This is a genomic window from Coraliomargarita algicola, assembly GCF_033878955.1.
GTDB lineage: Bacteria > Verrucomicrobiota > Verrucomicrobiia > Opitutales > Coraliomargaritaceae > Thalassobacterium > Thalassobacterium algicola.
Genome location: NZ_CP138858.1, coordinates 1,344,991 through 1,370,314, shown reverse-complemented (window position 1 = coordinate 1,370,314; position 25,324 = coordinate 1,344,991). Strand labels below are relative to the sequence as shown.

General features: G+C 54.1%; 14 protein-coding genes and 1 pseudogene. 7 read left to right on the top strand and 8 right to left on the bottom strand.

Features of this window, described 5'->3' with window-relative positions; translation table 11 throughout:
* Nucleotides 1-4 precede the first annotated feature (4 nt).
* Complete coding sequence (locus SH580_RS05245; RefSeq protein WP_319833962.1) at nucleotides 5-3,397, top strand: hypothetical protein; 3,393 nt, start codon at nucleotides 5-7, stop codon at nucleotides 3,395-3,397.
* Between the two features lie 431 nt (nucleotides 3,398-3,828).
* On the opposite strand, the gene SH580_RS05240 is transcribed toward SH580_RS05245, so the two are convergent.
* Nucleotides 3,829-4,308, bottom strand: coding sequence for an REP-associated tyrosine transposase (locus SH580_RS05240; protein ID WP_319833961.1), 480 nt, complete (start codon nucleotides 4,306-4,308; stop codon nucleotides 3,829-3,831).
* A gap of 509 nt (nucleotides 4,309-4,817) precedes the next feature.
* Between SH580_RS05240 and SH580_RS05235 the strand changes: the two genes are divergently transcribed.
* From SH580_RS05235 to SH580_RS05225, 3 genes are all read left to right on the top strand, one after another.
* A complete protein-coding gene (locus SH580_RS05235; RefSeq protein ID WP_319833960.1) occupies nucleotides 4,818-7,967 on the top strand; it encodes a hypothetical protein in 3,150 nt (1,049 codons plus the stop codon).
* The gene (locus tag SH580_RS05230) at nucleotides 7,964-8,773 is read left to right on the top strand and encodes a hypothetical protein (RefSeq protein ID WP_319833959.1); all 810 of its coding nucleotides are present in this window, start codon (nucleotides 7,964-7,966) and stop codon (nucleotides 8,771-8,773) included. Before SH580_RS05235 ends, SH580_RS05230 begins: the two co-directional genes overlap by 4 nt.
* Nucleotides 8,774-9,010: 237 nt before the next feature.
* Nucleotides 9,011-9,607 (top strand): REP-associated tyrosine transposase, encoded by a 597-nt coding sequence (locus SH580_RS05225; protein ID WP_319833958.1) that lies wholly within the window; start codon nucleotides 9,011-9,013, stop codon nucleotides 9,605-9,607.
* Nucleotides 9,608-9,846: 239 nt separating this feature from the next.
* Here SH580_RS05225 and SH580_RS05220 read toward each other — a convergent pair whose 3' ends face one another.
* Entirely contained in the window at nucleotides 9,847-10,683 is an 837-nt protein-coding gene (locus SH580_RS05220) for an MFS transporter (protein ID WP_319833957.1), read from the bottom strand.
* A gap of 118 nt (nucleotides 10,684-10,801) precedes the next feature.
* Nucleotides 10,802-11,095, bottom strand: a pseudogene (locus SH580_RS22140) (MFS transporter); the annotation flags it as partial.
* Nucleotides 11,096-11,704: 609 nt separating this feature from the next.
* Between SH580_RS22140 and SH580_RS05215 the strand changes: the two are divergent.
* The 3 genes from SH580_RS05215 to SH580_RS05205 all read left to right on the top strand — a co-directional run bounded on the left by SH580_RS05215 (nucleotide 11,705) and on the right by SH580_RS05205 (nucleotide 16,560).
* Nucleotides 11,705-12,421 (top strand): hypothetical protein, encoded by a 717-nt coding sequence (locus SH580_RS05215; protein ID WP_319833956.1) that lies wholly within the window; start codon nucleotides 11,705-11,707, stop codon nucleotides 12,419-12,421.
* A 66-nt stretch (nucleotides 12,422-12,487) separates the two neighbouring features.
* The gene (locus SH580_RS05210; RefSeq protein WP_319833955.1) at nucleotides 12,488-15,280 is read left to right on the top strand and encodes a hypothetical protein; all 2,793 of its coding nucleotides are present in this window, start codon (nucleotides 12,488-12,490) and stop codon (nucleotides 15,278-15,280) included.
* 59 nt (nucleotides 15,281-15,339) lie between these two features.
* Entirely contained in the window at nucleotides 15,340-16,560 is a 1,221-nt protein-coding gene (locus tag SH580_RS05205; RefSeq protein WP_319833954.1) for a hypothetical protein, read from the top strand.
* A 265-nt stretch (nucleotides 16,561-16,825) separates the two neighbouring features.
* Here SH580_RS05205 and SH580_RS05200 read toward each other — a convergent pair whose 3' ends face one another.
* From SH580_RS05200 to SH580_RS05180, 5 genes are all read right to left on the bottom strand, one after another.
* Entirely contained in the window at nucleotides 16,826-17,860 is a 1,035-nt protein-coding gene (locus SH580_RS05200) for a LacI family DNA-binding transcriptional regulator (RefSeq protein WP_319833953.1), read from the bottom strand.
* A 61-nt stretch (nucleotides 17,861-17,921) separates the two neighbouring features.
* A complete protein-coding gene (locus tag SH580_RS05195; RefSeq protein WP_319833952.1) occupies nucleotides 17,922-19,352 on the bottom strand; it encodes a GH1 family beta-glucosidase in 1,431 nt (476 codons plus the stop codon).
* 54 nt (nucleotides 19,353-19,406) lie between these two features.
* On the bottom strand, nucleotides 19,407-20,774 hold the full coding sequence (locus SH580_RS05190) for an FAD-dependent oxidoreductase (protein WP_319833951.1): 1,368 nt from the start codon (nucleotides 20,772-20,774) through the stop codon (nucleotides 19,407-19,409).
* 38 nt (nucleotides 20,775-20,812) lie between these two features.
* Entirely contained in the window at nucleotides 20,813-22,612 is a 1,800-nt protein-coding gene (locus SH580_RS05185) for a sodium:solute symporter family protein (RefSeq protein ID WP_319833950.1), read from the bottom strand.
* Between the two features lie 45 nt (nucleotides 22,613-22,657).
* Nucleotides 22,658-25,225 (bottom strand): carbohydrate binding domain-containing protein, encoded by a 2,568-nt coding sequence (locus SH580_RS05180; protein WP_319833949.1) that lies wholly within the window; start codon nucleotides 25,223-25,225, stop codon nucleotides 22,658-22,660.
* Between the last annotated feature and the right edge of the window lie 99 nt (nucleotides 25,226-25,324).

The following is a 25,324-nucleotide window of genomic DNA, read 5'->3' as shown; positions in this document are numbered from 1 at the left end:
ATCAATGAAACGCATTTGCTCGCTTTTGACTGTTATGTTAGCCGCGCTCTGTTCGCTGGTGTGGAGTCCCGTTCTGGCGGAAGTGAATGTGCCTGAATTGAAAGTCATTCCGGAGCTTCAAATTACGGACGATGGGGAACTGCACATAGACGGCCTACGTATGTCGGCCGGCTACATTGACACGGGATGGAAATTCCAGGGGCAGGGGAGTCGTTTGGTTGAAGTGGCGTCTGGCTTTCCGCGCAAGGCGGACACGACTTGGATGTGGCAGGCTCAGTTGCCAACGACGGAGGCGGGCGCTGTTAAACTGGAGCAAAGCTTACGTCCGATCTCGGGGCACTCCTTCATTTTGAACTACCGCTTGACGGGAGAATCGGTGCCCGTGAATGAAAGTGCTCTCAGGCTTTTACTCCCGCTGCAAACTCTGGCAGGGAACAGTTTACAGGTCGATGGCGAGCGGGTGGACTTGCCGAAGACATTTTCACAGGCACGCTTGTTTGAAGTGGATGCGGCAAAACATCGCTTGTGCATTCCGGCGGCCGCAGGGGAACTTGTCATAAGCGGTCATTTTTCGCTTCTGGTGCAGGACCTACGAGAGTGGGGGAACGATGCCTACTTCCAAGTGCGATTGAAGATGAGCCCGAATGCACCGATCTTGCTTGATGAGCAACTTGGACTGCAGCTGGATTATCGCCCCTATGCCAGCCAGCCACTGTCGTTGCGCGAGGTGGTCAATCGGGACTTCAGCGATGCGGTCGCCGGCGACGGTCAGGGCGGCTGGACGGATCAAGGGCCGGATTTGGATCTGTCGGAGCTGCAAGCGGGGGTGCTGCAGAGCGGTCCTTTGCAATTTGAGGTGATCGATCCCGCCGCCAACGAGAATCGGGCGGCTTTGGTCTTGGGCAGTCGTGAGGATGTGAGCCGGCGCGATCGTGCGCGGGTGGAAGTCGATGGCTCGCCGGAGTTCCGGAATCTCTATCTGCTGCATGGCAGTGCCTGGTTGCCAGCACGGGGGAAGTCGGTCGGGGATCTGGTCGTCAATTATACCGATGGCAGTGAAAGCCGTTTTGCAGTGGTGAGTGGACAGGACATCGGCAACTGGTGGAAGCCCACGACGCAGCCCAATGCAGTGATCGGTTGGAACGGTGAAACTGCCGAAGCTGCCGTCGGCCTATACGTTTCGCGTTTTCCCTTGGAAGCGAAGGCGGTGGAATCGGTTACCTTGGAAAATGAAGCGAATACCTTGTGGATGATCGTCGGCCTGACAGCTTCGGCGCAAGATATCCCCTTGATCGACCGCGAAGTCCCCCTAACGGTTCGTCCCGGTAAGGATTGGGCACCTTATAAGCACTCGCTGGAGATTGAACCCGGCGGCGTGTTTGATTATTCCTTTCTGCTCGATGCGCCCGCGGGCAAGCACGGAGCACTGATTGCCACGCCTGAAGGGGGCTTGGCCTTTGAGCAAACTCCAGAGAAGCGTGAACGCTTTTGGGGCCCGAACCTAACCTTCGGGGCGAACTTCATGTCGCATGCAGAAGCCGATCGGCTGGCGAAGCGACTGGCTATGTCGGGCTACAACACTGTGCGACTGCATCATTTCGATCGGGAAATGCAGGTGCCCGGTGGCAAGTCTTACGAAATGAATCCTAAGCGCTTGGATCAGTTGTTCTATCTCTTTGCCGCCCTGAAGCGCAATGGGATCTATATGAATATCGACCTCTACAGTGTGCGTAGCTTTGACGCGGAGGAATTGGCTTCCTTTGGAATGGAGTCTTTGGACAAAACGATGATCAAGGGGCTGCTCCCCATTTGTGAACCGATCTTCGACGCTTGGGCGCGTTATGCTCAAGCGCTACTGACTACGGAAAATCCCTACACCGGCATGACGCTGGCGGAGGACCCCGCACTCATTGGCATCTGTCCGGTGAATGAAGATTCCTTGCCTCGCTTGTTGATCGTTCGGAGTAACGGAGTGGGTGAAAAGCTGATCGCGCGTTATGAGGAAGCATTTCAGGCCTGGCGCGCACAAGCGGGGCAACCGTCCCGAAAGCCCTTCTATGAAAGCGCGGCGGCGCGTGAGAAAGCCTTTAACGCCTTTGTGCTGACTGCTTATGAACAATCCAATGCGCGCATCATTAGTTTCCTGCGCGAAATGGGCGTAAAGGCACTGATCACCGGCTCGAATCATCAGGTCTTGCAAGCGCTCACACCTGTTCGCGAAAGTTACGACTATGTGGATATGCACCGCTACTGGGATCATCCCAGCTTTCCTAAAAAGGCTTGGTCCTTTCCATACCTCTTCGATCAGAAGCAGGCCACAGCACAGGCCGCACCCGTGCCACGCGAAATGATGCCCGCACGTGTCATTGATAAGCCCTTCACGGTGACAGAGTTTAACTTCATCCGGCCGAATCAGTATCGCGCTGAAGGGGGCGTGCTGATGCCGGCCTACGCCAGCTTGCAGGGCTGGGATGCGCTTTATAATTTTCAATATGCGAAGGACCGAAAGACCGCACTGGAGGGCAGTGTGGAAAACTACTTCGCGCTCGCGGCCGATCCGATCGGCCTGATCGCCGACCGTGTGAGTGCGCTCTTGTTTCAGCGTGAGGATATCGCGACCGCGCAAAAGCAGATCGCGTTTGCGGTGGCACCAGACGCGATCCATAATGAATTGATGCAGCCATTCCCCGAAGATTTTGAAACGCTCGGGCTGGTGACTGGCATCGGCTCTCTTTATGGCGAGGCCCAGTCAGTCAGGGAGCAGTATCCACACCTCGCAGCGATCCTAGTAGATGCGGAAGCCAGAGGCGATGGTAAGAAGGGTATTTATCCGGCCGATGCTTCGGTGGTGGAAACTTTAGAACGCGACGGCGTGCTCCCCGCAGGGGCCATCTCGGACCAGGGCCGACGCTTTCGCAGTGACACCGGCGAGATTGTCATGGATACGCAGGCCGGCACGGTGTCGGTGGTCACGCCGCGTAGTGAACTCTTTGTTTTGAACGACTCGCAGCAGGCCGCGGGGGAGATCGTTCAGGTGCACGGCAGCACCGGATTTTCGACACTGAGTCTAGTCTCGATTGATGGCGCGCCGCTCGTCGAGAGTTCTCGAATGTTGCTCACTCATTTGACCGATGCATTGCCTGAAGGGATGCGATTCGGGCATCAGGATCGCAAGCTCTTGCTCGGTTGGGGCAGCGGACCACATTTAGTGAAGCGGGGTTCGGCCGAAATTACTTTGCGCTTGCCCGAGGATGCGGATTGGCAGATTTGGGCAGTGGACGCCACCGGGAAGCGCGTGCGTGAGTATCCTTCACGTCAAGATGCGGATGGACTGCATTTGACGCTGTCTACAGTGAGTGATGCGGGGGTGCAGCTTGCGTATGAAATCGTTCGTTAGTGTATTTCTCCAGGGGGTTGCAAGATGAAATAAGGGGATCTGAGTGATGCGCTTCATGGTAAAAATAAAAAGCGCTGAAGCGCTCACTCGTACCCAAAGGTGACGCCCAGGTAAGAGTGACGGCTTTAGCCGTTTTGCGTGGTGGCAATGCTGCTGGAGAAAGCGCTGAAGCGCTCACTCTTACCTAAAGGTGACGCAGTATCAGGTAAGAGTGACGGCTTTAGCCGTTTTGCGTGGTGGCGATGCTGCTGGAGAAAGCGCTGAAGCGCTCACTCTTACCCAAAGGTGACGCAGTATAAGGTAAGAGTGACGGCTTCAGCCGTTTTGCGTGGTGGCGATGCTGCTGGAGAAAGCGCTGAAGCGCTCACTCATACCTAAAGATGACGCAGTATTAGGTAAGTGATCCGGCTTCAGCCGTTCCCCAAGATTATTTACTTATCCCAAGTCTCGCCATAGCGATCGACTGGGTAAGCATTCCATAGTTTCTCTGTATATTCTCGTCCAAAAGTATCGATAAATTGCGGGGCGCTACTAAATGGCCACTCTTGCCATTTAGTGACATAACCATGTTTGACTGGATTGTTGTGAATATAATTAATCGTCGCCCCAAAATGCCGTTCCGAACGCATGGCACGTTCGACAACACGAAACCAAACTTTGCGCCCTGATGTTGAATCTTCAAGGTTCCATGCCCGTGAACTGCGACCATGCCAGCGCCCCAGCGCGTGTAGCAGGGCTGCAATCTGGTCAGTATGAACCAGTATATGATAATGATTGGGCAGGATACACCATGCATGAACTTCGTGGCTCAATTCACGACCTATTTTGAGTAATTCATCTTCACAAAATGCCAAGCGCTCATGGCTTTGCCCAATGATGGGCGTATGCTCATAACAAGCTGCCGTAAGCATAAATCGAGTCGCATCTCCTTCTAAAAAGTGAGGTGGTTGATGCCATGGGCTGCCTTGTCTTTTTCGGGAGGATAAAATAGATTCCTGTTCCGCTTTTGACATTTTCCGCCATGCATACATGCCAGAAAGGCTAGGCTATCATTGTATTCGTGTAAATCTATTTGAGGAAGAATAAAGCGCTGAAGGCGAAGTTTCTGGGGAAAGCGCTGAAGCGCTCACTCATACCTAAAGCTGACGCAGTATCAGGTAAGAGTAACGGCTTCAGCCGTTTTGTGTTGTGGCGATGCTGCTGGAGAAAGCGCTGAAGCGCTCACTCTTACCAAAGGTGACGCAGTATCAGGTAAGAGTAACGGCTTCAGCCGTTGTTAAATAGAATTTATCAGGAGGCGATTAGGTTCTTATTCTTATGTAAGATTCTGCTATGATTGAGACGACGACTGTGCTGAATACGGTGATTTTATTCTTCAAATCGAGGCTTACTTTTTGTGTGCTAATCGATCCTCTGCCCCATGCACTACCAGACGTATAGTTTTCATCCTAGCCTACGAGCGAATCGATTGCCGTGTGAACGGTCGCGTCAGGGCTTTGCGCTGGTGATCGCTCTGTCGCTAATGGCCTTCGTGCTCTTGCTGTTGCTCTCTATGACGGCCCTCACACGAGTTGAATCCAGTGTGGCCGACCAGAGCATGCGGCAGACGACGGCACGCCAGAATGCATTGTTGGGCTTACAGCTTGCGGTAGGGCAGTTGCAGCAGCAAATGGGGCCCGATCAACGGGTGAGTTATACCGCAGGCATCCTGGATTCGGATCCATATGATCCGGATACTTTGCTCGATGTGCCGGATGAACGTGCGCATTGGACCGGGGTGCGCGCGGTGTCACCGGACGCGGAGGGCGAGCCGGTTCAGACTTTTGAGCAATGGTTGGTCTCGGGCTATACATTGCTCGATCAAGCCGATGTTTCCTCAGCTGTGGTGGACGATGCGACGATCGACCTGACGGGAGGCAGCTCGCCGGTGAAGGCTGGCAAAGTGAGCATTGCATCGGCTGGTGACAGTTCAGGCAGTTACGCTTACTGGATTGGTGATGAGGGAGTGAAGGCAAAGGCCAACATCGAGTCGACTGTGGGAGCCGACACCTTGCGTTCCGCTGAGCGTTTCGGTATTCAAGTGGTGGATGGGCTGGATTGGTTCGTCGATCACGAGGCAGATGCTGCCCGTGCTTTCAGTTGGCCGGCCTTGGAGATCGCTGCGAATGGCGACGCTGATTCGAGTCTGCTGCAAGAGCGCTTTCATGACCTGACTTTTTATTCTCACGGCTTGCTGACCGATACGGTGGAGGGCGGATTCAAAAAAGACCTCACGAGCGAGTTATTTGGGGCAACGCCCAGTCTGACCGGTCCTATTTTCGAACCGCTCTCGGGCACGGCCACGGTTGCCGATCCCGGTGGTCCGCTGTGGGAACAAGCCCGTTCCTGGCTGGCGATCACAGCAGATGGTAGCGGGAATTATCCGGTGCAAGCGTCCAGCGATACACAAGCCGGGCTGCATCCCGTGCTCGCAGGCTTTCAACTGTATTGGGTGCCCACTTATACGCCGTCTTCCAGTGGCGGCAATCCACGCGCACGTATGAATCTCATGCCCGCGGTGGTGCTGTGGAATCCGTATAATGTTCCATTAGAAGATCAGAGCTATACGGTAACTTATGGGAAGACCTACATGGACAATGGCAACTTTGCCTATTTCAATGTCGTGCTGGACAATTGGGAATTGGAGGATGTTAGCACCGGCACCACGGCTTCCATTCAGAAGAGTCAATTGATTCTGACCCTGAACAGTGGTCGCCTCGAACCGGGGCAGGCGATTGTTTTTAGCCCTCCGGGTGCCAGTGCTTTGAGCACCAGTGGCAATACATTGACCCGTGGCTATCGTCCGAGTGCTTGCTATTATTTCTACACCAGCCTGACACTGGCTGCGCCGTATGAGTATCGCTACGATAAGGGCCAGATCAATCGGGTGCATGGTCTGTTGCTCGAACGGGGCACGGGTAATGGAGCCGAACCACTGCAGGCCGTCTATTACATGGCGGATGGCGATAGTAATTTGTCGACCGCTAATAGTATGACGATGCAGCAGACTCCATCTGGAGCACCGATCAATACCGTCGATGCCTTCGGTTATAAATTCCTTCAGACCACGACCGACAACGTCAGCTTCTGGGGTGCCGGTGCCAGCCTGCTGCCGGGGATGCGCTCCTGGCTCGCGCATTTGAATCCGCGCGCGAGGATCAAAGGTCCGATTCCGACTGTGTATGAGGATGGTGGATACAATCGTTCCGTATCGAACAATCCGTCCTTTGCCTCCGCTCGTCAGGAGTCGGATGTGAACATGGACTTGGGCTTTGTTTCTTTTGGAGATCAGGTGAGTGTGGGGCACTCCGAAAATTCCATGGTGGATACGGCTGCGTTTTTTGAAGCACCGCCCAGCCGAGCGGACTTGCATTCGATCGGTCAGATGATGCACTTCCCGCTGTATAATGACGGGAGCAGCGGCGCGGATGAGGAAGCACGCATGGAGTCTTCCATACGCAATGCGCGCTTTGGTAATTTGATTCCCGCCTACGCGGTGGGCAGCAGCGAGGCCGATCCGAATATCGAACTGGATGCGACCGAGCGCACTTGGGGAGGCAGCCCCAGCGAGGCGCGCTACTTTTCCTTTCAGGGGGTGCACCACGATTATTCTTACAAATTGAACCGAGCGCTTTGGGACCGTTATTTTTTCTCCACGGTGCCAGCGGGCGGTGGGCTGCCGGAAAATCCGCGCTTAGTCAGCATTGCTGAGGACGGCAGTTTGCCGCGAGATGATGTCGATACCGCGGCGGAGGATCTCATGGTTAATGGAGCCTTTAATGTGAACAGTGTCTCGGTGGAAGCTTGGAAGGCCTTGTTGGCCTCGTTTTACGGATTGCCGGTCGGCGGCGAAAGCGATTCCGACAGCCATTCCCCGATTCTGCGCGTGCGTGATCCTTTGGAGGGACCGGTGGACAACAGCAGCACGGATGTGACAGACGACTTCGAAAGCTATGCCGGATATCGTCGACTCAGTGATGCACAGATTGAGGAACTCGCCGAACGCATTGTTGAAGAGGTCAAGCTGCGCGGTCCCTTTGGCAGCATGGCGGAATTCATCAACCGCATGCCCGAGCGCGATGGAAGATATTCCGAAGATAGCGATGCCTTTCGTTTACGGGGCACCCTGGCAGCGGCCATTGCCAAGACCGCGATCAACGCAGGCTTGCGTCGTCCCTCGGTCGAAGTCATCGCTTCGGGGAGTAGCGGGATCGAGGCCGCGGCCGAAGCTGGCTGGCGATCAGAAGGCTTGCCCGGATGGTTGACGCAGGCGGACTTACTCCAGCGGCTCGGTCCGGTTTTGACCGTGCGTTCGGACACCTTCCGTATTCGTGCTTACGGGGAGTCGATCAATTCTGTCACGGGCGATGCGGTTAAAGCCCGTTGCGAGGCCATCGTGCAACGCATGCCGGAGTTTGTCTATCAAGGGCAGGTCGGGGAAACGGCCGCGGAGATTGAGACGAAGCAGACCGAGCAAGGCCGGCGCTTTGCGATCGTGGATTTCAGATGGTTGAGTGAGGACGAAATATGAGAAAAATAATTCAAAGCGTTGCTTTTGTTAGCCTGCTTTGTCTCGGCGCGTCCCTCGGACTGTTCGCGGCAGAAGAGCCGGTTTCTGTGGATTTTCAGATCTATCTTTGGCCGGGACAGAGCCCCTTCGCACTCCCCGAGGTGGCCGCCTCGAATGAAAAAGATAGCCTGAGCTATCGCTGGGGAGAGCGCTCGGATAACCCCCTCGATATTGTCGATCCTGAAGTCTTTTTGGAAGCCTACTATCGCCAAAGCAATTCCGGAGATGCGGAAAAGCTGGTGGTGTATCCGAGAACACTCACGCCCGTGCAGAGCTACCGCGGTCCACGGCGAATGCAATTTTTCCAGAACGGCGTAATGGAGGCGGGGACTGAGCCGCCCTTGCTGGCTCAGGTGAATTTGCCCGTCGGGGCTGAGAAGCTTGTGCTCTTTTTCTTTCCCATGCCAGATGGTAGCATGCGGATATTGCCGCTGGAAATGCAGGAAAGCCTGTATGTGGGGGAGCATATTTTACTCGTCAATCTGAGTGCCAAGCCCCTGCAATGCAGCTTAGGCGGTCCCGCCTTTGGCGTGAATCCCGGCCAGCAGGTTTTACGTGAGGTGCAAAAAATGGATGAGTATTATCAACCCATCCTCTTGGCATCGCTCAATGAGAACGGACAATTGCGCCGAAGGCTCATGCGTAAAATGGGCGTGCAGTCGAATGAGCTGACGGTCTGTCTGATCTATAATCCAGCAGGCAATCCCGAGCAGTATCAGTTGTTACAAGTCGGGCTGCCGATTGTTGCCCGGAGCGATGAGCTTTAGCCATCGTTTGCGGTGTGTGCGCTGCGTTTGGAAGGTTACTGGCTAGGCTTTTAGGTGACGGCTGAAGTACCCTTAGGGCATTATACTTGTCGTTTCAGTCTGAGGCGACGGCTAAAGCACGTCGTTCCAGGCCGGAGCGATGCGCTTTAGCCATCGTCGCAGCATGTCCGCCATGTCAAACAGCTAGCATCTTCATCGATTCGAGCTTGTTTCAGATATGTGATTCTTTGCTTTAGAATGATGCACAGGCCAAAGACTATTCGATTTTGGCGTAATCATTTGCCGCATTGGCAAGTTGAGGCAGGCGTTTATTTTATTACGATGCGCGCGGCGGGTAGCTTGCCCAAAGCGGTGGGAGCGCGTATCGCTGAAATACACGCGTCGATGTCGGCGATTGAGCCGGCTTCCGCTGATTATTTGGAACTACAACGTCGTTATTTCCTGACATTAGAGAAATACCTGGATGCGGGCTATGGCTTTTGTCCATTTAAACATGTCAGCTGCTGCCAGATTGTGAAAGAGGCTATGTTCGAGTTGAGTTCTATCGGCTGGAATTTACAGCATTATGCAATCATGCCGAATCATGTGCACTTGCTTATTCAGACCGATCAATCTGCCGCCGAAATGTCGAGTGTGTGGCGGAGTTGGAAAGGACGGACCGCTCGCTGGTGTAATCAGGAATTGCAACGCCGAGGCGCGTTCTGGCAGCGCGATTGGTTCGACCGCTGGATGCGCGATGAGGCGAGCCTCAATCGCACCGTTGATTACATTCGCAATAACCCGGTGAAGGCAGGCCTTGCGCGACAATGGCAAGACTATCCTTGGGTGCATTAGGTGGGGGCTACTGGCTTGGGCTTAGCGGCGACGGCTGAAGCTCGTCGTTCCTAGCCGGAGCGATGCGCTTTAGCCATCGTTTGCGGTGTGCCCGCTGCGTTTGGAAGGTTGCTGGCTAGGCGCTGAGGCGACGGCTGAAGCACCCTTCGGGCATTATACTCGTCGTTCCTGGCCGGAGCGATGCGCTTTAGCCATCGTTTGCGGTGTGTTCGCCGCGTGCGAAGGCTGCCAAGCCAGCGCTATCGTGTGCCGCGTATTGCTTCGAGCTCGGCTCGGATTTCTTCCATTCGCTCACGGGTCAAGTCGTAGAAATGAATACAGCCGAGATTGATGATGCTGAAGGTCACGGGGATCCAAACGTAATAATTGACGAGATTGTCCAATACGTGTTCGGGTTGATCGGCACCATGCAGAATGTCGAAACCGGTCAGGACTAGTACGAAGCCGCCGAGTCCAGTTGTTATGGTTGCCGATACTTTAAGCACCCATGAGAACACTGCAGAGAAACTGCCCTCACGGCGTTTCCCGGTGCGCAATTCATCGTAGTCGGCGATGTCGGCTTGCATGGCGGGGGCGATCAGCCAGATTCCGGAACTGAGCGGGGCAATGAGTAAGGTCGGAATGATTTGCAGCCAGGGGTTGGCGGGTGTGTAGAAAATGTAGACGGATAAATAGCCGAGGATTCCGGATATTCCGATGAAGTAGAGCACGAAGCGCTTTCCGTAATGGCTCGATAACCAGGTGCAGAGTGGGACTGAAAGTAAGTTGGGGAGTATGAGCAGCGATGCTTTGACCCCATTGATAATGCCGGCCTGCTTGAGGTCGCCCCCACAGACGTAGTAGGCGTTGACATAAAATCCCAGTGAGCCAACTAGGCCGAAGCCGAGCGATTTGGTGAACACAATGGAGACGAGTATGAGAAAGGGGCGCGTCTTCAGGGTTTGTTTCAGGCCAGCGATTAAATTTTGTTTCTCCTGATTTTGCGTCTTTGTGTAGTAGCGCTCTTTGACAAAAATTCCTGGCAAGACACCAAGCAGGATACTGACGATTCCGATCCCGATACTGATGTAACGCATGCCGTTGACGATGTCGGGGCTTCCGTCTGCGCTGGTACCTGAAAAACGAACTGGAGGCCAGGGCGAAGATCCAGCCGGCGAGCAGGTAAGCCACCTTTTGAGGAATGGCTCGGTAGGCGGTTACGTTGGTGCGTTCATCGTAGTCCGGTGTCATCTCCAGATGCAGACTGTAGTAGGGCATCGACCAAATCGTGAAACAAGTATAGAAGAGGATGCCTGTGACAATGAGCCAGGTGAAGGTTTGCCACTCTAGCATGCCTCTTGGGGCCCACCACATGAGTGGCATCATGAGTCCAGTAAGAATCGCGCCCAGAATGATGAATGGGCGCCGCCGTCCCCAGCGGGTGCGGGCGTTATCGCTGAAATTGCCCATCACTGGATCGCTAAAAGCGTCCCAGCCTCGCCAGATCATGAGCACCAAACCGATCAGGCCCGGATTGAGTCCCAGACCGATGTTAAAGACCGGGGTGATCAAACTCTTGGGTGCATTGACGCAGAACACTTCCAACGGACCACCCAAGCCGTAGGCGACCTTTTGTCCCAGAGGCACGCGGTCTTCCGGCTTGGTTTTTTGTTTCTTGGGAGAAAGAGGCTTGTTGCTTTGGCTCATCGTATGTGTGTCCGTTTCCGACGGAGCGGAGGTGGGTGTCTTGGATTCAGGGCAGCGAATCAGTTTTACCTATGCGGCCATTCGTCCGCTTGGCGAAAGCCTTGCAAAGTTACATAAGATTTTCAGATTTGGTGGCCGCGGAAGGGGCATTAGTCGCCGTGCCCTTGGACGCTGGGGAGCGTAGAAGAGGGGAGGATTGAGGATTTTTTTTGGAGGGGCGTTTCGAACGTAGTTAATGTTCGTTTACGTTTGCGGCTTGATTGGCAAACGGACGCCTAGGCAAGTCGTCCCTACCAGTTGTGAATCTTATGTAAGATTATGAAAGTGTCGATTCCGGGGCTTAGATCTTCAGTGTAGTGGCTGACTCTGGATAGATCGGGTCGCACGTTAACCTCAAACATATCAAAATACATGAATACATATCAGACACTACTCGCAACAGGAGCACTCCTACTCTCGTTTAATCTTGCACAAGCGGAAACCGTTTTTACGGAAACTTTTGATGGCACCGGTTCCCTCAATGGCTCGACGACCACCACTGGTAGTGGTACCTGGGTGGCGGACGCCGATTATAATGAAAATGGAACGATTACAGGTTATGGCGCTGGTGGTGCCTACCTTGCCTACGATTTTCAGGACGGCTATGTTTACACGGCATCGGTGCAAGTGACAGTGGGCGGTAGCGATGGGAATCGTTGGGGCGGCCTTTCGTTTACATCAGCTACGGATCTTTCCGATGACATCACCTTAGGCCTGTCGAGCAATTCGAATGCGCACCTGACCTATGCTGTTCGTAAAGACAATGGAATGGCATTCTGGGAAGGCCCTGGTGCGGGTGGTGCTAAGAGCCATGCTTCTGACGTATCCGATACCGTCACTCTTGAACTCGTTTTGGATACGACTGGAACTGATTGGACTTACAGCACGACCGTGAACAGTGTCGTTCGAATCACTCCTGGGACTTACACGGGCACTAAGGACCTCACTGGTGTGGGCCTCTACATGAGCACGGGTGCGGTGACTTTTGATAATTTCGAATTCACAGCCATCCCCGAAACCTCACACGCGGGTCTGTTGATGGGTCTGTTGGCTGCACCGCTTGCTGTCTGCCTGCGCCGTCGTCGCTAGTCTCGACTTCCGCACAGTTTTGTATGTTTGATTTCGGCGGCATCTTTGCCGCCGACAGGTAAGTCTATGTCTTGTTTTCGATACTTCAGGGGAGTCGTCGCTTGGTTTTTGCTGGTGATCAGTGCCGTCACAGCTCAGGGGGCGACTCAGCCTTTTCAGCTTTCGGGTGAATCCGTGCTTCATTTGAAAGATTCCGGAGCCTTCGAAGTGGATGGCTTGGATTTTCAAGTGCTCTTCTATGATGCCGCATGGCAAAAGACGGGGCAGGCGGCCAGTCTTGAGGTGGACGACGGCTGTCCCCGTGCTTTGGGGCGCGATGGATGGGAGACTGAGGGCAATTTGAATTTGTCCGATGCTGGGTCGCCCTTGCGGTTTCGTCAGCAAGTGAAACGCGTCGGTCAGGATGGTTTTTCCGTGGACTGGGAGGCTCGTCATCCCGAGGGGATCGCGGCTCAGGAGATTGGTCTGGAAGTCGACTTCCCGTTGGCGACTTTTGGTGAACGCCCCTTCGAACTCGATGGCGAGGTCTATCACTTGCCCAAAGAATTTTCGAAGCAGACTATTTTTGCGGCTACGCGCGGACCGCACACGCTGGTGCTGCCGACGCAGGGCGGCAACTTGCGGATCGAAGGCGAGTTTTCTTTGGTATTACAAGACAAGCGAAAATGGAATGCCCACGTTAAAGAGGCCAACCTGCGCCTGCGCTTTTTTCCGCAGAAAGCTGGTGTGATCGAGGCGCACTTAAGCGCGGCATTTGCATGGACACCCTTGCCGGAAGATTCACCTTTTCTTCCTTATGTAATTGAGGCAAACGACACTTGGTCGCCGATAGAGCAACGGCTGGATATTCAGTCAGGCAGTATCTTCGATTTTAGTTTTCTACTCGATGCCCCCGCTGGCAAACACGGGGCCATACAAGTGACGCCGGATGGCCATTTTGCATTTGAAAAGAAGCCGGATAGCCCCGTTCGTTTTTGGGGCGTCAATTTGACCTTTGGTGCGAACTTCCTCTCCAAAGCTGAGGCCGATGTGCTCGCGGAGCGCTTGGCGATGTCCGGGTATAACACCGTGCGCTTTCATCACATCGAACGCTTTATCTGCGGTCGAGATGGACGCCCGTCCTATGAATTGGATCCCGAGCGCCTCGACCAATTGGACTATCTCTTTGCCGCGTTAAAAGCGCGTGGTATTTATTTGAATACCGACCTGTATTCGGCCCGCAGTTTCAGCGAAGCAGAAGCGCTCGACATCGGCTTGAATCCCAAAAGCTACAGTAAATACGACTACAAAGGCATGCTGCCGGTCTCGCATGCCGCCTATGAGAACTGGAAGCAATACACCCGCGCGCTCCTCACTCACGTCAATCCCTACACCGGGATGAGCTGGGCCGAAGATCCGGCCCTGATAGGTTTGTGTGCGGTGAATGAAGATGCCCCCTCTTGGCGGGTGACGCAAGCTGGGCTGAAACAACGCTACAAGAACGCCTTTGAATACTACCTGCTGGAAAATCCCGACGCATTGAGTGAGGACGCCAGCGCGCGTGAACGTGAGTTGGCCTTTAATCGTTTTGTTATCGATGCGCAGATTCGTTCCGATCAACGTTGTGAGGATTTTATTCGCTCCCTCGGCACGAAGGCGTTGGTCACGGGGTCGAATCACCGTAATTCAAAAGTGCTTGCCTTGGCACGTGAGCGCTACGAATACGTCGACAACCATCAGTACCTCGATCATCCCCGCTTCCCCGTAACGAGCTGGGGCCTGCCGGCCAGCTTTACCCAACAGAGCGCATTGAGCGAGGCCGCGCGCTTGCCACGGTTGATGATGCCGACACGCATTCTCGGTGTGCCGTTTACGGTGACAGAGTTCAACTACGTGCGTCCGAATCGTCACCGTGCCGAAGGCTCGGCCGTCATTTTGCCTGCCTATGCCAGCCTGCAGAACTGGGATGGCCTGTATAACTTTCAGTATGCGATGAACGAGAGCGATGCCATCGAGGGTGGGGTCGAAAACTACTTCTCTTTGGCCTGCGATCCGATCAGCTTACTCGGCGATCGTGTGGGCGCCTTGCTCTTTTTACGTAGAGACATTCAACCGGCCCGCCGGAGTATTGCTTATGCGATGACTCGTGAGGAAGCGATTGCAGACTTGAAGCGCTTGTATCCAGACAGCTTTTCACACCTCGGCTTGATCTCGGAAGTGGGCACGCTGGTCGGCAGTCCGAAGGCTGTGTTGGACTCCGACGCCAAGCCCGATGCCATCGTGGTTGAATCCCAGTGCGGTGATGAAGAAGCTGGGGCCGAGCTCGCTTTTCTTGAGCAACTGGAGTCGGATGCTGTGATTCCAGCAGACAGCTTCGATCCGCAGACCCGAAGCTATGTCAGCGATACCGGTGAGATTGTATTGAATGCAGCCGCCGAGAGCCTGCAAGTCGTTGCGAGGCGCAGTGAACTCTTTCGTTTGTCCTCCGCGGGCGAGCTATCCGGAGATCAAGTCCGCGTGCAAACGAACGGTCCAGCCACTGTGACGGTCACTGCGATGGATCATGAGAATGCCTCCTTGGGTGAGTCGGATCGATTATTGGTGCTTCATCTGACAGAGACCCTGCCAGATGGCACACGGTTCGCGAACAAAGAGCGTTTGATTTTGGAACAGTGGGGCAAATTTCCCCAACTCGTTGAGCGGGGAGAGGCTCGCTTGGCATTGAATCTCGCCGGTGCAGGCTGGCAGGCCTGGGCGGTGGATATGGCCGGTGAACGCCTTTATTCTGTGCCGATGCACTTCGATGGTGCGCTCTGGCAACTCAATCTGTCAACCAGTCGCAGAGAAGGGACTTGTCTGGCCTACGAACTTAAACGTTAATATTGGTGAATTCAAATGCAGCAACTCAGGCGTCCCAAACGCAAGCCAAACCCAGGGATTTGACAAAGTCTCGCCTTATCGGCACGTGGACGGATCCGCAGTCGGGAGTGGTGAGTCACATCTTGACGCCGCCCGAGGGGGACATTGCCCGTGTGGCGCCGCTGCAGCAGTCTTTTTATTACATCAATCAAAGCCTATCGGCGGATGGACGTTATTACTGGTTTTATTGTGCCTTTCCGCCGTCGAACGATGCACATACCGGTCGTTGCCTGGGCTTGGCCGATTTTCAGGAAGAGTCCATTCGCTGGTTTCCAGAGACTGCTTTTTCCGCGGCATCTCCCTATGTCTATCCTGCGACGGCCGATGTTTATTGGGCCAATGCTCAAGGCGTTTGGACGCTTTCCGTCGATCCGCAGTCCAGTCCACGTCGCATGGGTGGCTTTGCTGTGAGTCAGGTGGGGAACCGACCCATCAAGCGTTATGCGACCCACTTCACTCGATCACCGGATGGGAAATACTTCGGTATCGATGCGGGGGTGGGCGGTGACACCGTGATCGGCAAATTTTCACTGGAGCAGGGGCAGGTCGAAACCTGGCAAACGGTGCAACGCATTTATAATCACGGGCAGTTCAATCCCGTGCATCCGGACCTCATGTTGTTGGCGCAGGAAAACTATGTGAATCCGATCAGCGGTGAGTATATCCCCAAAGACAACCGCCTTTGGCTGATTCGAAAGGGCGGGCAATTGACGCCTGTCTATCCAGAATCATTGGCCAGCGAGGGCTATGAAAAGACCTCTGCAAACTCGCATCTAGTGGACCCCGTCGACTGCGTGCGTAAAGATCCCCGTCAGTTGCACGGGCATGAGTGGTGGAGTGCCGATGGCGAATATATTTGGTACATTCACTACCAGACCGGAGTGGAGCGCGTGCCTCTGAGTGTTGCAGGTCCTACCGAGGCGCAGCCAGAGTTGATGTGGCCGCATGAGACCGTCTCGCATGCCCATTCGTCGCCTTGTGGCAATTATCTCGTCCTCGATTCCATGCCAGCCGATGCACCCGAGTGTCATCATGTGCGCTTTGTCAATTTAAAGACCCAGCGATCTGTCGACATCGTGAGCCACATGCCACAGGCGAGCAAAGCATTGCATCCTTATCACATGCACCCGCACCCGCACTTCTGCGTGGGAGGACATTATGTCTGCTATTCGACGACCGTGCACGGCGCAGCCGATGTCGCTTTCGTCCGCGTAGCAGATTTGCTCGCTGCGACGGAGTAGGGATGCGAGCGACGACTAAAGTTCGTCGTTCCAGGAGCGATGTGCTTCAGCCATCGTTACAGTGTTCTGGATAGCGAGCGACGACTAAAGTTCGTCGTTCCAGGAGCGATGTGCTTCAGCCATCGTTACAGTGTTACGAGGCAATGCTGTACTTTGTATAAAGAATGACTTTTTCGTCGCGCACAGCTCCAGCAAGCGGACCGAGGCTAAGTTTACACGTCATGAACGTTTGCTAAGCTGCACGCTACGACACTTCGTATTCGCTTCACTTTAAGAGCTCGCCTCTAGCTGGAATCAATGTTGTCCCATTCTGCCAGTTGCCTTGGATCAGAATTTCATGCGGGTGCTCGGGGATTCCTGTGCGTCGTTTTTGCATCATGGATACCAACTGTTCAACGGCCTGTGCGCCGATGTGGTGTTTGTTTTGCCAAATGCCGGCCCAGTCCTGGCAGTCTTTGTCTGTCGCTAAATGCGCGACGCCGATATCCTCCGGGACACGATAGCCCAATTCATTTAGCCAGTGAAGCATGCGTGAGTGGTGGCAGATGATGGCATCGGGCTTGTGCTGACGTAGCCATTTTTTGAAGCTGGGCATTTCGAAGGATTTAAAAATGTGCGCCGGTATTCGCGCTGAGGATGGCATGTCTGCCTGAGTCAATTGCAAGGCTGCCAGATAGGCATGATTGGAGCGGCGCGATTCCAGATGATGCATGCAAAGACCGATGCGCTTGTATCCGCGGCGCTTGAGCACTTTAATGGCCAGTAGAATATTGTAGTAGCTGTCGGGGATGACGCGGTGCACGCGCGGTGATAGAATGGCGTTCTCGATGGAGACACAGCTGAACGCTTCCCACTTGAGCTTCAGATGGGTGATGCTGGGAATGGTCGGTGTTAGGATCACGCCGCGTATGCCACGGTGAGTGATAATATCCGAGAGTCGCTCTGCGCTCATGTCACGTTCACGCAGCCAGAATTCTTCGAGCCGGTAGCCCAGTTCCTCACAGCGTTCTTGTGCGCCTTCAAAATATGGCTGTAGCCATTCGTATTCGCGAAAGGCTTTCTGCTTTGCATTGGCATTGATCCACGCGATGGGTAAAAGCGCTTTTTGCTTGGTGTCGCGCACGCGCGCCATATGTTCCGCGAATCGCGGATCCGGTGCGTAGCCTAGTTCGTCGGCGATGGCCCGGATGCGAGCGGCGGTCTCTGCTTTAACACGTGGCGAATTGCGCAGAGCGCAAGAAACCGTCATGCGGGAGACGCCTGCTTTTTCGGCAATTTGTTTGAGACTGACGCGGGACATTGAAGGGGATTTCAGTAAGAAATCTTACGTAATATTTTTATACGCTTCAATGCAAGGTCATTTACGTCGCGAGGGCGCTTAGTTCGGTTCTAGCGGTGGCTGATTGACTGTTTTCTCCATGGTAGAGTGCGTTGTTACGGATGACTTCGGCATACCAATAGGCACTCAATTTCGGAGTGCGTTTGAGTGTAGTGTAGTCCATGTGAGTAATGCCAAAACGGATACCGTAGCCTTCGCCCCATTCAAAGTTGTCCATGAAGGACCATAGGAAGTAGCCCTGCACATCGACGCCGTCCTGGATCGCGCGGTGCAGTTCTTTCAGATAGTTTCGAATCAAATCGCGCCGCTGCAAGTCGAGGCATTCTCCCTTTTCGTTGAGCGGTTCATCGTGGTAGCCGCAGCCATTTTCTGCGATGTAGATAGTTTGCTCACCGTAAATGTCGCGAATGTGACGGGGCCCCCAGTAGAGAGATTCTGGCGTGATCTTGAGCCAATCGACCGAGGCGGCCGGATAGTCGGGCGGGAAGGGGACACGCTCGGGTTTCCCCTCTGCGTCGGCGCGGACATAGTAGCCCCAGTAGATATTGAGTCCGATCAGATCACATGGCTCCGTGATCAAATCAAAGTCGCCTGCCTGCACATCGGGCAGGTTTTCTGCGCCATACTCCTTGATATAGTCGGCCGTATATTCGCCACGATAGAGAGGGTCTAAGACGCGTCGGCTGTCTTCGGCAAAGCAGGCGCGAGCGGCTTGGATGTCGGCTTTGGAGTCGGTGATTGGGATGGGGACGAGGGGATTGTCGACCAAGCCGACCCGACTGCCTGGCTGACCATACTGGCGCACTGCCTGAACGGCATGTCCATGGCAGAGCAGGGCGTGGTGGTAGGTTTGATTGATCGTCTTGGTATCGCAGACAATGCCGGGGGCGTTGCGTTCCATGCCATACGCTCGTCGAGTGAAGGCGACGATTTCGTTGATGGTGAACCAATTTTTGACGCGACTGCCGAATGCTTTGACGATGGTTTCGGCATAGTGTGCGAAGGCATCGACTGTCTTGCGTGAGCGCCAACCGCCGAAACGTGTTTCCAACGATTGTGGCAGGTCCCAATGGAAGCAAGTCACCCAAGGGGTAATGCCATTGGTTTCCATGGAGTCGAAGAGGCGATGGTAGAAGTCGAGCCCAGCTTGGTTGATATCGCCATCCCCATTGGGGAAGATGCGCGGCCAGGCGATTGAGAGGCGGTAGTCTTTAATACCGAGCTCTCGCATCAGTTTGAAGTCTTCGGGGAAGCGGTGGTAGTGGTCGCAGGCTTGATCCAGGTTATCACCGTTTTTAATTTTTCCAGGTATTTTGGCATAGGCATCCCAAACGGATTCTCCTTTACCATCTTCATAGGCCGCGCCTTCGATTTGAGGGGCGGCGGCGGCGACACCCCACATGAAATTTTCAGGAAAGGTGTAGCGTGAGTCTGTATGCGTGTTTGAATTCATTCAGTTGCTTTGGGTCTAGTCGTTTTAAATTATTCGGATCTTCGCTGCGGTGATTTATGCGCTCGGCAGTTTGGCGCCGCCTTTGAGTAATTGCTCCCGCACATCCGCGTAGGGGATTGCATGCGTCGGGCAGGCTTGCTCGACCGCGACGGCTGCCATCGTTCCAGCGGCTTGGCCGATGGCCATCGCGATGGGGCTGACACGGAATGCGGCCATGGCTTCGTGGGTGGCACTGATGCAGCGCCCTGCCACAATCAAATTATTGGTTTGCTGAGGCAGCAGGCAGCGCATCGGTATTTGATATTGGGTGTCGTCGGCCAAGTGGTTGGAATTGGTCTCCACCTTGTCGGGCGAATGTATGTCGATCGGGTAGCCACCCAGTGCAATCGGGTCGGGGAAATTGGTTTCATTCAGCACGTCCTCTGCGGTGAGCGTATAGAGGCCTTCGATGCGTCGCGTCTCTCGGATGCCGATTTGTGCTGCGCCGTCCATTTGGATGGCATGCTCAAAGCCCTTGCAGTGCGTTTTCAGGAAGTGAAAAATCTGCAAGTTTTGTTTGCGGCCGATGACCTCGGCCTTGCTGAGATCGTGAGGGTTCGTGCCATCCAGGCCTTGTATTCGTGATGTGTTGACGATGACGACGCCCGGGGTTGAGGTTTCGAAAAACAAAACAAACTCCCGGGGCACGTCCACCTCGCCGCGCTCTTTAGCCGCTTTCCAAGTCTTCGTGTAGGCCTTGAGACTGACGCGTGGGGTGACTTTGAGCCGTCGCAGGCCTTCTTCGGCACCCAGATCAAATTCGAAATTGTCGGGATCTTCAAAGACGCTTTGGCGCACCGCCTCCATGTCCACATTGCCGACCTTTAGATTCATGGTCATTGGCTGCAAGGCATTGTCTTCCGGGCGCCCCAGAGCAAACTTAGCTCCGAGCGCGGCGGACAAATCGCCGTCGCCGGTTGCGTCGACGAAGACTTTGGCTTCGTAGCGTTGTAAGCCTGCCTTGTTGCAGAGGGTGAGGGCACATATATTGCCATCGGCATCCTTTTCAGTGCCGGCAAAGTGAGTGTGGTAGAGTAGTTCACCACCAGCTTCGAGCAGCATGGATTCCAGCTCGACTTTCAAAGCTTCACTGTCGAAGGGCGTGACGGTGCTGCAGTAGGTGACGCTGTCTGGAATGTGTCCGGGACTCGCATTCTTTTGCATCAGTCGTTGAATTAGTTCTTCCGCCTGACCGACGACGACTTGCTCACCCGCTGGGTTGTGAAAACTCATCATTGGGCCGACGCCCATTGCGGTTAGTGAGCCGCCGAGAAAACCGTGTTTTTCGACGACCAATACGCGCTTTCCTGCGCGTGCGGCAGCGATGCCCGCTTGTGCTCCAGAGGGGCCTCCGCCCATGATGATAATATCGTATGATTCCATTATTCTATTTGATCCGATCTGTTGTTCGGAAGGTTCGCCTATGGCTTGAGCGTGGCAGCCTCATTGTCTGCCACTGCTTGTTTTTGTGTTGATTGATTCTTTTGAACGATCGCTTTGGCGCGTGTGCCTCCCCACCAGAGTAGAGCTCCAATTGTGAAGACGAATCCGGCGATGAATAGGACACAGAGCCGGTTAAAAAAGTCGTTGGGCAGTAGCAGGATGAGTGTAATCAGTGCCCCCACGAAGAAGAGCGCTTTGGCGATGATAAAATACTGTTCGTAATCGATCGCGGACTCGCCGATCTCCTCTTGATAATTGATCGGCCGGTCCATTTCTTCGAAGAAAGCTTCGAGTTCGACTGTTGATTGCTGGCTGCTATGCTTTGCCAATAATCGGCAGATTAAGCCCGCTGCGATGCCGAAGGTCATAATCCACATCGCTTTGTCCTGGACGGTCCATGGATTACCAAAAAACTTACTGTCAATGAAGGTGTAGAGCGACGGAATCGTGCAGGCCGCAAAAATGGGGAAGAAAGACCATTTCGGCAATTTGCGCAGCCACAGTCCTAAAAAGAGAGGGAAGGAGAGCGGCACTCCAATGACCGCTGCAATCATCAGGCTAACATCAAAGAGCGTCACTTCATCGTAGAAGACAAAGAACATGGCATACAGCGTGATCAAGATGCCGAGACACACGGTCGCGATATGACAGATCCGCATTTCTTGTTTGGGACTGAGCGCATGTTCCCGCCCCAGCATTGTGCGAATGCGTGGAATAATGTTGCGGGCAATCATCCCTACCTGGCTGTTGAGCCCCGTATCCATACTACTCATGGTCGCGGCAAACATGGCGGCAATCATCATGCCGAGCAGGCCATTGGGCAGCAGTTCCATGGCGATGTAAGCGTAGGCACTTTCTGCGGGCTTATCGATACCGGAACCGAGAATCTCCGCTTCGAAGAGGAAGCGAGCAATCATCGGCGGGATAAACCAGACGGCGCTACCGATCGCCATCAGTGCAAAGCCCAACCAGGATGCTTTGGCAGCTTCTTTACCATCGCGTGCGGTAATGTAGCGGCCAGCTGAGGACAGACTGATCTGCGCATTGACCTGAATAAAAAAGATGACGATGGCCCACTTGAGGGTGTAGCGATCGCCGTCAAAAGTGCCGGCATCTTTGATGAATTTAAAATCCTCAGCGAAGCGCGGATCCTTGAAGTAGCTAAAGAACTCTGAAAACCCTCCGATAGCACGCAGCGAGAGAAAGCAAACAAGCAGGGTGATGGAAATCATGACCATGGCCTGCACAAAGTCAGTGGCCATCACCGCCCACTTGCCCCCGGAGGTGGAGTAGAAGGTTACGATGATCGCGATCGTGATTAGAATCGGAATCAAAGGCAGGCCTAATACCGTGCTGGCAAAGAGCGAGAGAGCATACAACTGGATGGCAGCCGTGATGGGATACATGACGACGCCGAAGTAGGCGTTGAATTGTTCAACAGGAACGCCAAAGCGTTTACGCACCACATCCGCGCTGGTGTAGGCCCGCGTTTGGCGCATCCAACGGCCGAGGAAGAGGCCACCGCAAGCAAAGCCTGCACAGTTGGCAATATAGATTACGAGTAATGACGGACCGCCTTCGAATGCCGCAGACGCATTTCCCGTGAAGGTGAATGCGCTGATCGCCGACATTAAGATACTGGTGCCGATCAGCCACCAGCGCCCTTGGGCGCCCCCACGTACGAAGTCACTCAAGTTGTTGGTGAACTTCTTAAAATAAGCACCCAGTGCCAGTAGAACTGCGAGATAAACGCCGAGTGTGATATATTCCGTTAACATGGTGTGGGAGATCTTTGTTGAGAAGCTGAATGGCTGATGTGAGGCTTAGTCTGCGCTCGATGCTTGTATCGAATCGTTGGATACGATGATTGGACGAATATAAGTTGTCCAATTCGCCTTTGTGAGAGGAGGGGTTTCTAAATAGAAACCGGTATGACTCGTATTGGGGCGTCCGGGGGCCGTCGCCACATAGAGGGTGAAGGGGCCCTCGTGTTCGAATTCGATTTCAATCAAGTCGCCATTTGACAATTGCACCGGGATGTTGGCTGAGCCTTCGTATTCGGTGGCTTTGATGTCGGACCAGTATTGAAACGCACGTGGACGATCTTGTGAGAACTGCTCCGACTCGATTGACCGGAAGGCCTGGTTCAACTGTGCTTGGCCTATGATGTGGAGCGAGAGTCCGAGTGGACTTGCTGCGCTGCCATCTTTCAGCTGTATGCTGACTTGATCAATCAGAGTGTCGCCATCGATTTGAAGGCTTCGTTCGGCCGATACATCTTGCCGGTATTGATTCTGTCGCGCAGCGACGCGCGCTTGATCAGCGTCAAATTCAATCAGCTCTCCAGTGCTCCATGGCTTCTGGCCTTGTCCCTTGATCAGCGGGATGTTGTGCGCCAGTCCTTTGCGGTAGTAGTTGCTGGCTAAAGGCGATCCATAGCCAACCGTTCCCACATCTTCCGAAAGCATGAGGCCTTTATAAGAGGCGGACCAGTTGAGCGCCTCTGCTTGTGAGTGCGATCGGTTGAGTTGGCCAAAGTGAAAAAATACCTGCCAGGGGCCCTCTTTCAACAGCGCGAATTGGGAGCTTTCCATATTGCGCGTATGCACAACAGGGTAGGCGGGTGTGATGTCAGAATCGTCCGCTACGATTTGAGCGGGTGGATCAATCAGGGTATCCCAATTGTAACTGCTCCGGGCGGCTTCCAGCCCTAAATACGTTGGAAAAATACGATAAGTCTTTGCCAGCCAAGTCGTGGAAGCTTTGGGATTTCCGGTGTTGTCGGAGGGGTTGGGCAGATGTCCATTGGGAAAGCGAAGCGCGAGTGGTGCCAACATGAGATTTTGTGCCACGTAGGCTTCTTCGGCGAGTTTATCTTTTTCGCCGAGTAGGGCACTAAAGGAAAAGAGCGAGTGCGTGCCCATGATAATGAATCCGTTATAGCCCATCGACTGCTCATACCAAATGTAGTCGGAGGTGACGCCTCGTTGAAACTGTGCCTTCAAGCCGAAGGTGCCTTCGATTGCCTGCTGCCAGAGTTCTGCGTCTTCGTAGAGTAGCGCGATTTTTGCTTGGGTGGCTCGTTGCCAGGTGGCGATGTTATGGATCGTCTGGAAGCAGCTATCCAGCAGGGCGGCCTCGGGTTTAAAGAGCTTGGTGAACCAAGCCTGACGGCGCTCTGGAGTCGCGTAGTCAAAGATTAATCGTGTGGCATCGATCTGCCGCGAGATGATGACTGCGTCGTCTAAGCTTTGAAAGCCCAAGTGCGAATGCTGCTTTTGTGAAGCGCCATTGCCCCAGCTGTCGTAATTGTTCGCATAGAAATCAAGTTGCTCCGCGACCCATTCCGCATACGCTGGATCTTCGGTGAGCCGGTATAGATACGCCGCTTCGATCATCATGTCGGCATGGCGTTTGCGGAACGCGCCCACCCATGCGCGGATCAGTGTGGGGGTCACTTCGACGCGATCGCCCGTTTTGCTCATGAGATAGTCCACATCTTCGCCGGGCACATCTTTGGTCCAAATCAAGAAAGCGCCGTCTTTGGGGCTAATAAATTCATGATTCCAGCCCGCTTCCCAGCCGACTCGATCTTGTTTCTCCAGTATCCATGCATCGATCTCGGCTCGTTTTTCTTCCAACCAGTCGGACCATTGCGGATTGTTTTCCACGCGTGAGCGGGCCTGCTCCCAGTCCTCCTTGGGGCTGCGGTAGGGCGAACCGTCTGCTTGCATGACCTTTAATTCGGCAAAAGCAGTCGCAGGGCTGTCTTTTGCGAATACGATCAAATTGTCCGGGTTGCCGATCCAAGAATACGCGGATACTTTTCGATCCGCGGCTTGTTCGCTGCCGTGTCTTTGGACGGCTTCTTGGGAGACGGGGCGCAAAGTAAAGTTATCAAATTGAGCCAGCACCTCGCTGCTGATGAAGGAATGTATCCAAACTCTTAGACTACTTGCCGTTTCGGGTGCAGTGGCCGCCAGGGAAAAGCGTTCCCAGTCGCTGGCCTCTCCCGGGATCGTGCGGAGGATTTGCTCTTTGTTTTGGCTGTCACGAATGAGTTGATCCTGCGCATTGTAGAACTGTAGATACACGGCGATTCCATCACCACTGAGGATTCTGGCATCGAAATCCAGTTGATAGGATTGTCCTGGCATGACAGACTGCTTCCAAGAGCGGAGGTTACTGCCGAGATTGTGCTTTGTATCGTTCACCTCCAGCCCGTAGCTGCCGCTGCGTGCGGCATGTGCTTGGATCGAACTCATGCTGCCATTGAAAGACCAGCCTGTATCGCCGGATTCAAAGTCCGCATTGGGCATCGGCATGGAGTTGTCGTTGGCGCAGGCGAAGGTGCTGATGCCGACCAATAAACTTAAGATAATTACTTTCATAGGGCTTGCTTGGGGCACAATAAGCCCCGTAGAAGGCACTTCGCCTTCTTTTTCTGTTACACGATTGGTGTTGCTGTAAATAGATAGGGCACCCTACGG

Bases quoted from the DNA above. Each gene is read 5' to 3' on its own strand.
- SH580_RS05220 (WP_319833957.1), bottom strand. From the start codon at position 10,683: ATGCGTTACATCAGTATCGGGATCGGAATCGTCAGTATCCTGCTTGGT.
- SH580_RS05185 (WP_319833950.1), bottom strand. From the start codon at position 22,612: ATGTTAACGGAATATATCACACTCGGCGTTTATCTCGCAGTTCTACTG.
- SH580_RS05245 (WP_319833962.1), top strand. From the start codon at position 5: ATGAAACGCATTTGCTCGCTTTTGACTGTTATGTTAGCCGCGCTCTGT.
- SH580_RS05200 (WP_319833953.1), bottom strand. From the start codon at position 17,860: ATGTCCCGCGTCAGTCTCAAACAAATTGCCGAAAAAGCAGGCGTCTCC.
- SH580_RS05180 (WP_319833949.1), bottom strand. From the start codon at position 25,225: ATGAAAGTAATTATCTTAAGTTTATTGGTCGGCATCAGCACCTTCGCC.
- SH580_RS05230 (WP_319833959.1), top strand. From the start codon at position 7,964: ATGAGAAAAATAATTCAAAGCGTTGCTTTTGTTAGCCTGCTTTGTCTC.
- SH580_RS05215 (WP_319833956.1), top strand. From the start codon at position 11,705: ATGAATACATATCAGACACTACTCGCAACAGGAGCACTCCTACTCTCG.
- SH580_RS05195 (WP_319833952.1), bottom strand. From the start codon at position 19,352: ATGAATTCAAACACGCATACAGACTCACGCTACACCTTTCCTGAAAAT.
- SH580_RS05225 (WP_319833958.1), top strand. From the start codon at position 9,011: ATGATGCACAGGCCAAAGACTATTCGATTTTGGCGTAATCATTTGCCG.
- SH580_RS05235 (WP_319833960.1), top strand. From the start codon at position 4,818: ATGCACTACCAGACGTATAGTTTTCATCCTAGCCTACGAGCGAATCGA.
- SH580_RS05190 (WP_319833951.1), bottom strand. From the start codon at position 20,774: ATGGAATCATACGATATTATCATCATGGGCGGAGGCCCCTCTGGAGCA.
- SH580_RS05210 (WP_319833955.1), top strand. From the start codon at position 12,488: ATGTCTTGTTTTCGATACTTCAGGGGAGTCGTCGCTTGGTTTTTGCTG.
- SH580_RS05240 (WP_319833961.1), bottom strand. From the start codon at position 4,308: ATGCTTACGGCAGCTTGTTATGAGCATACGCCCATCATTGGGCAAAGC.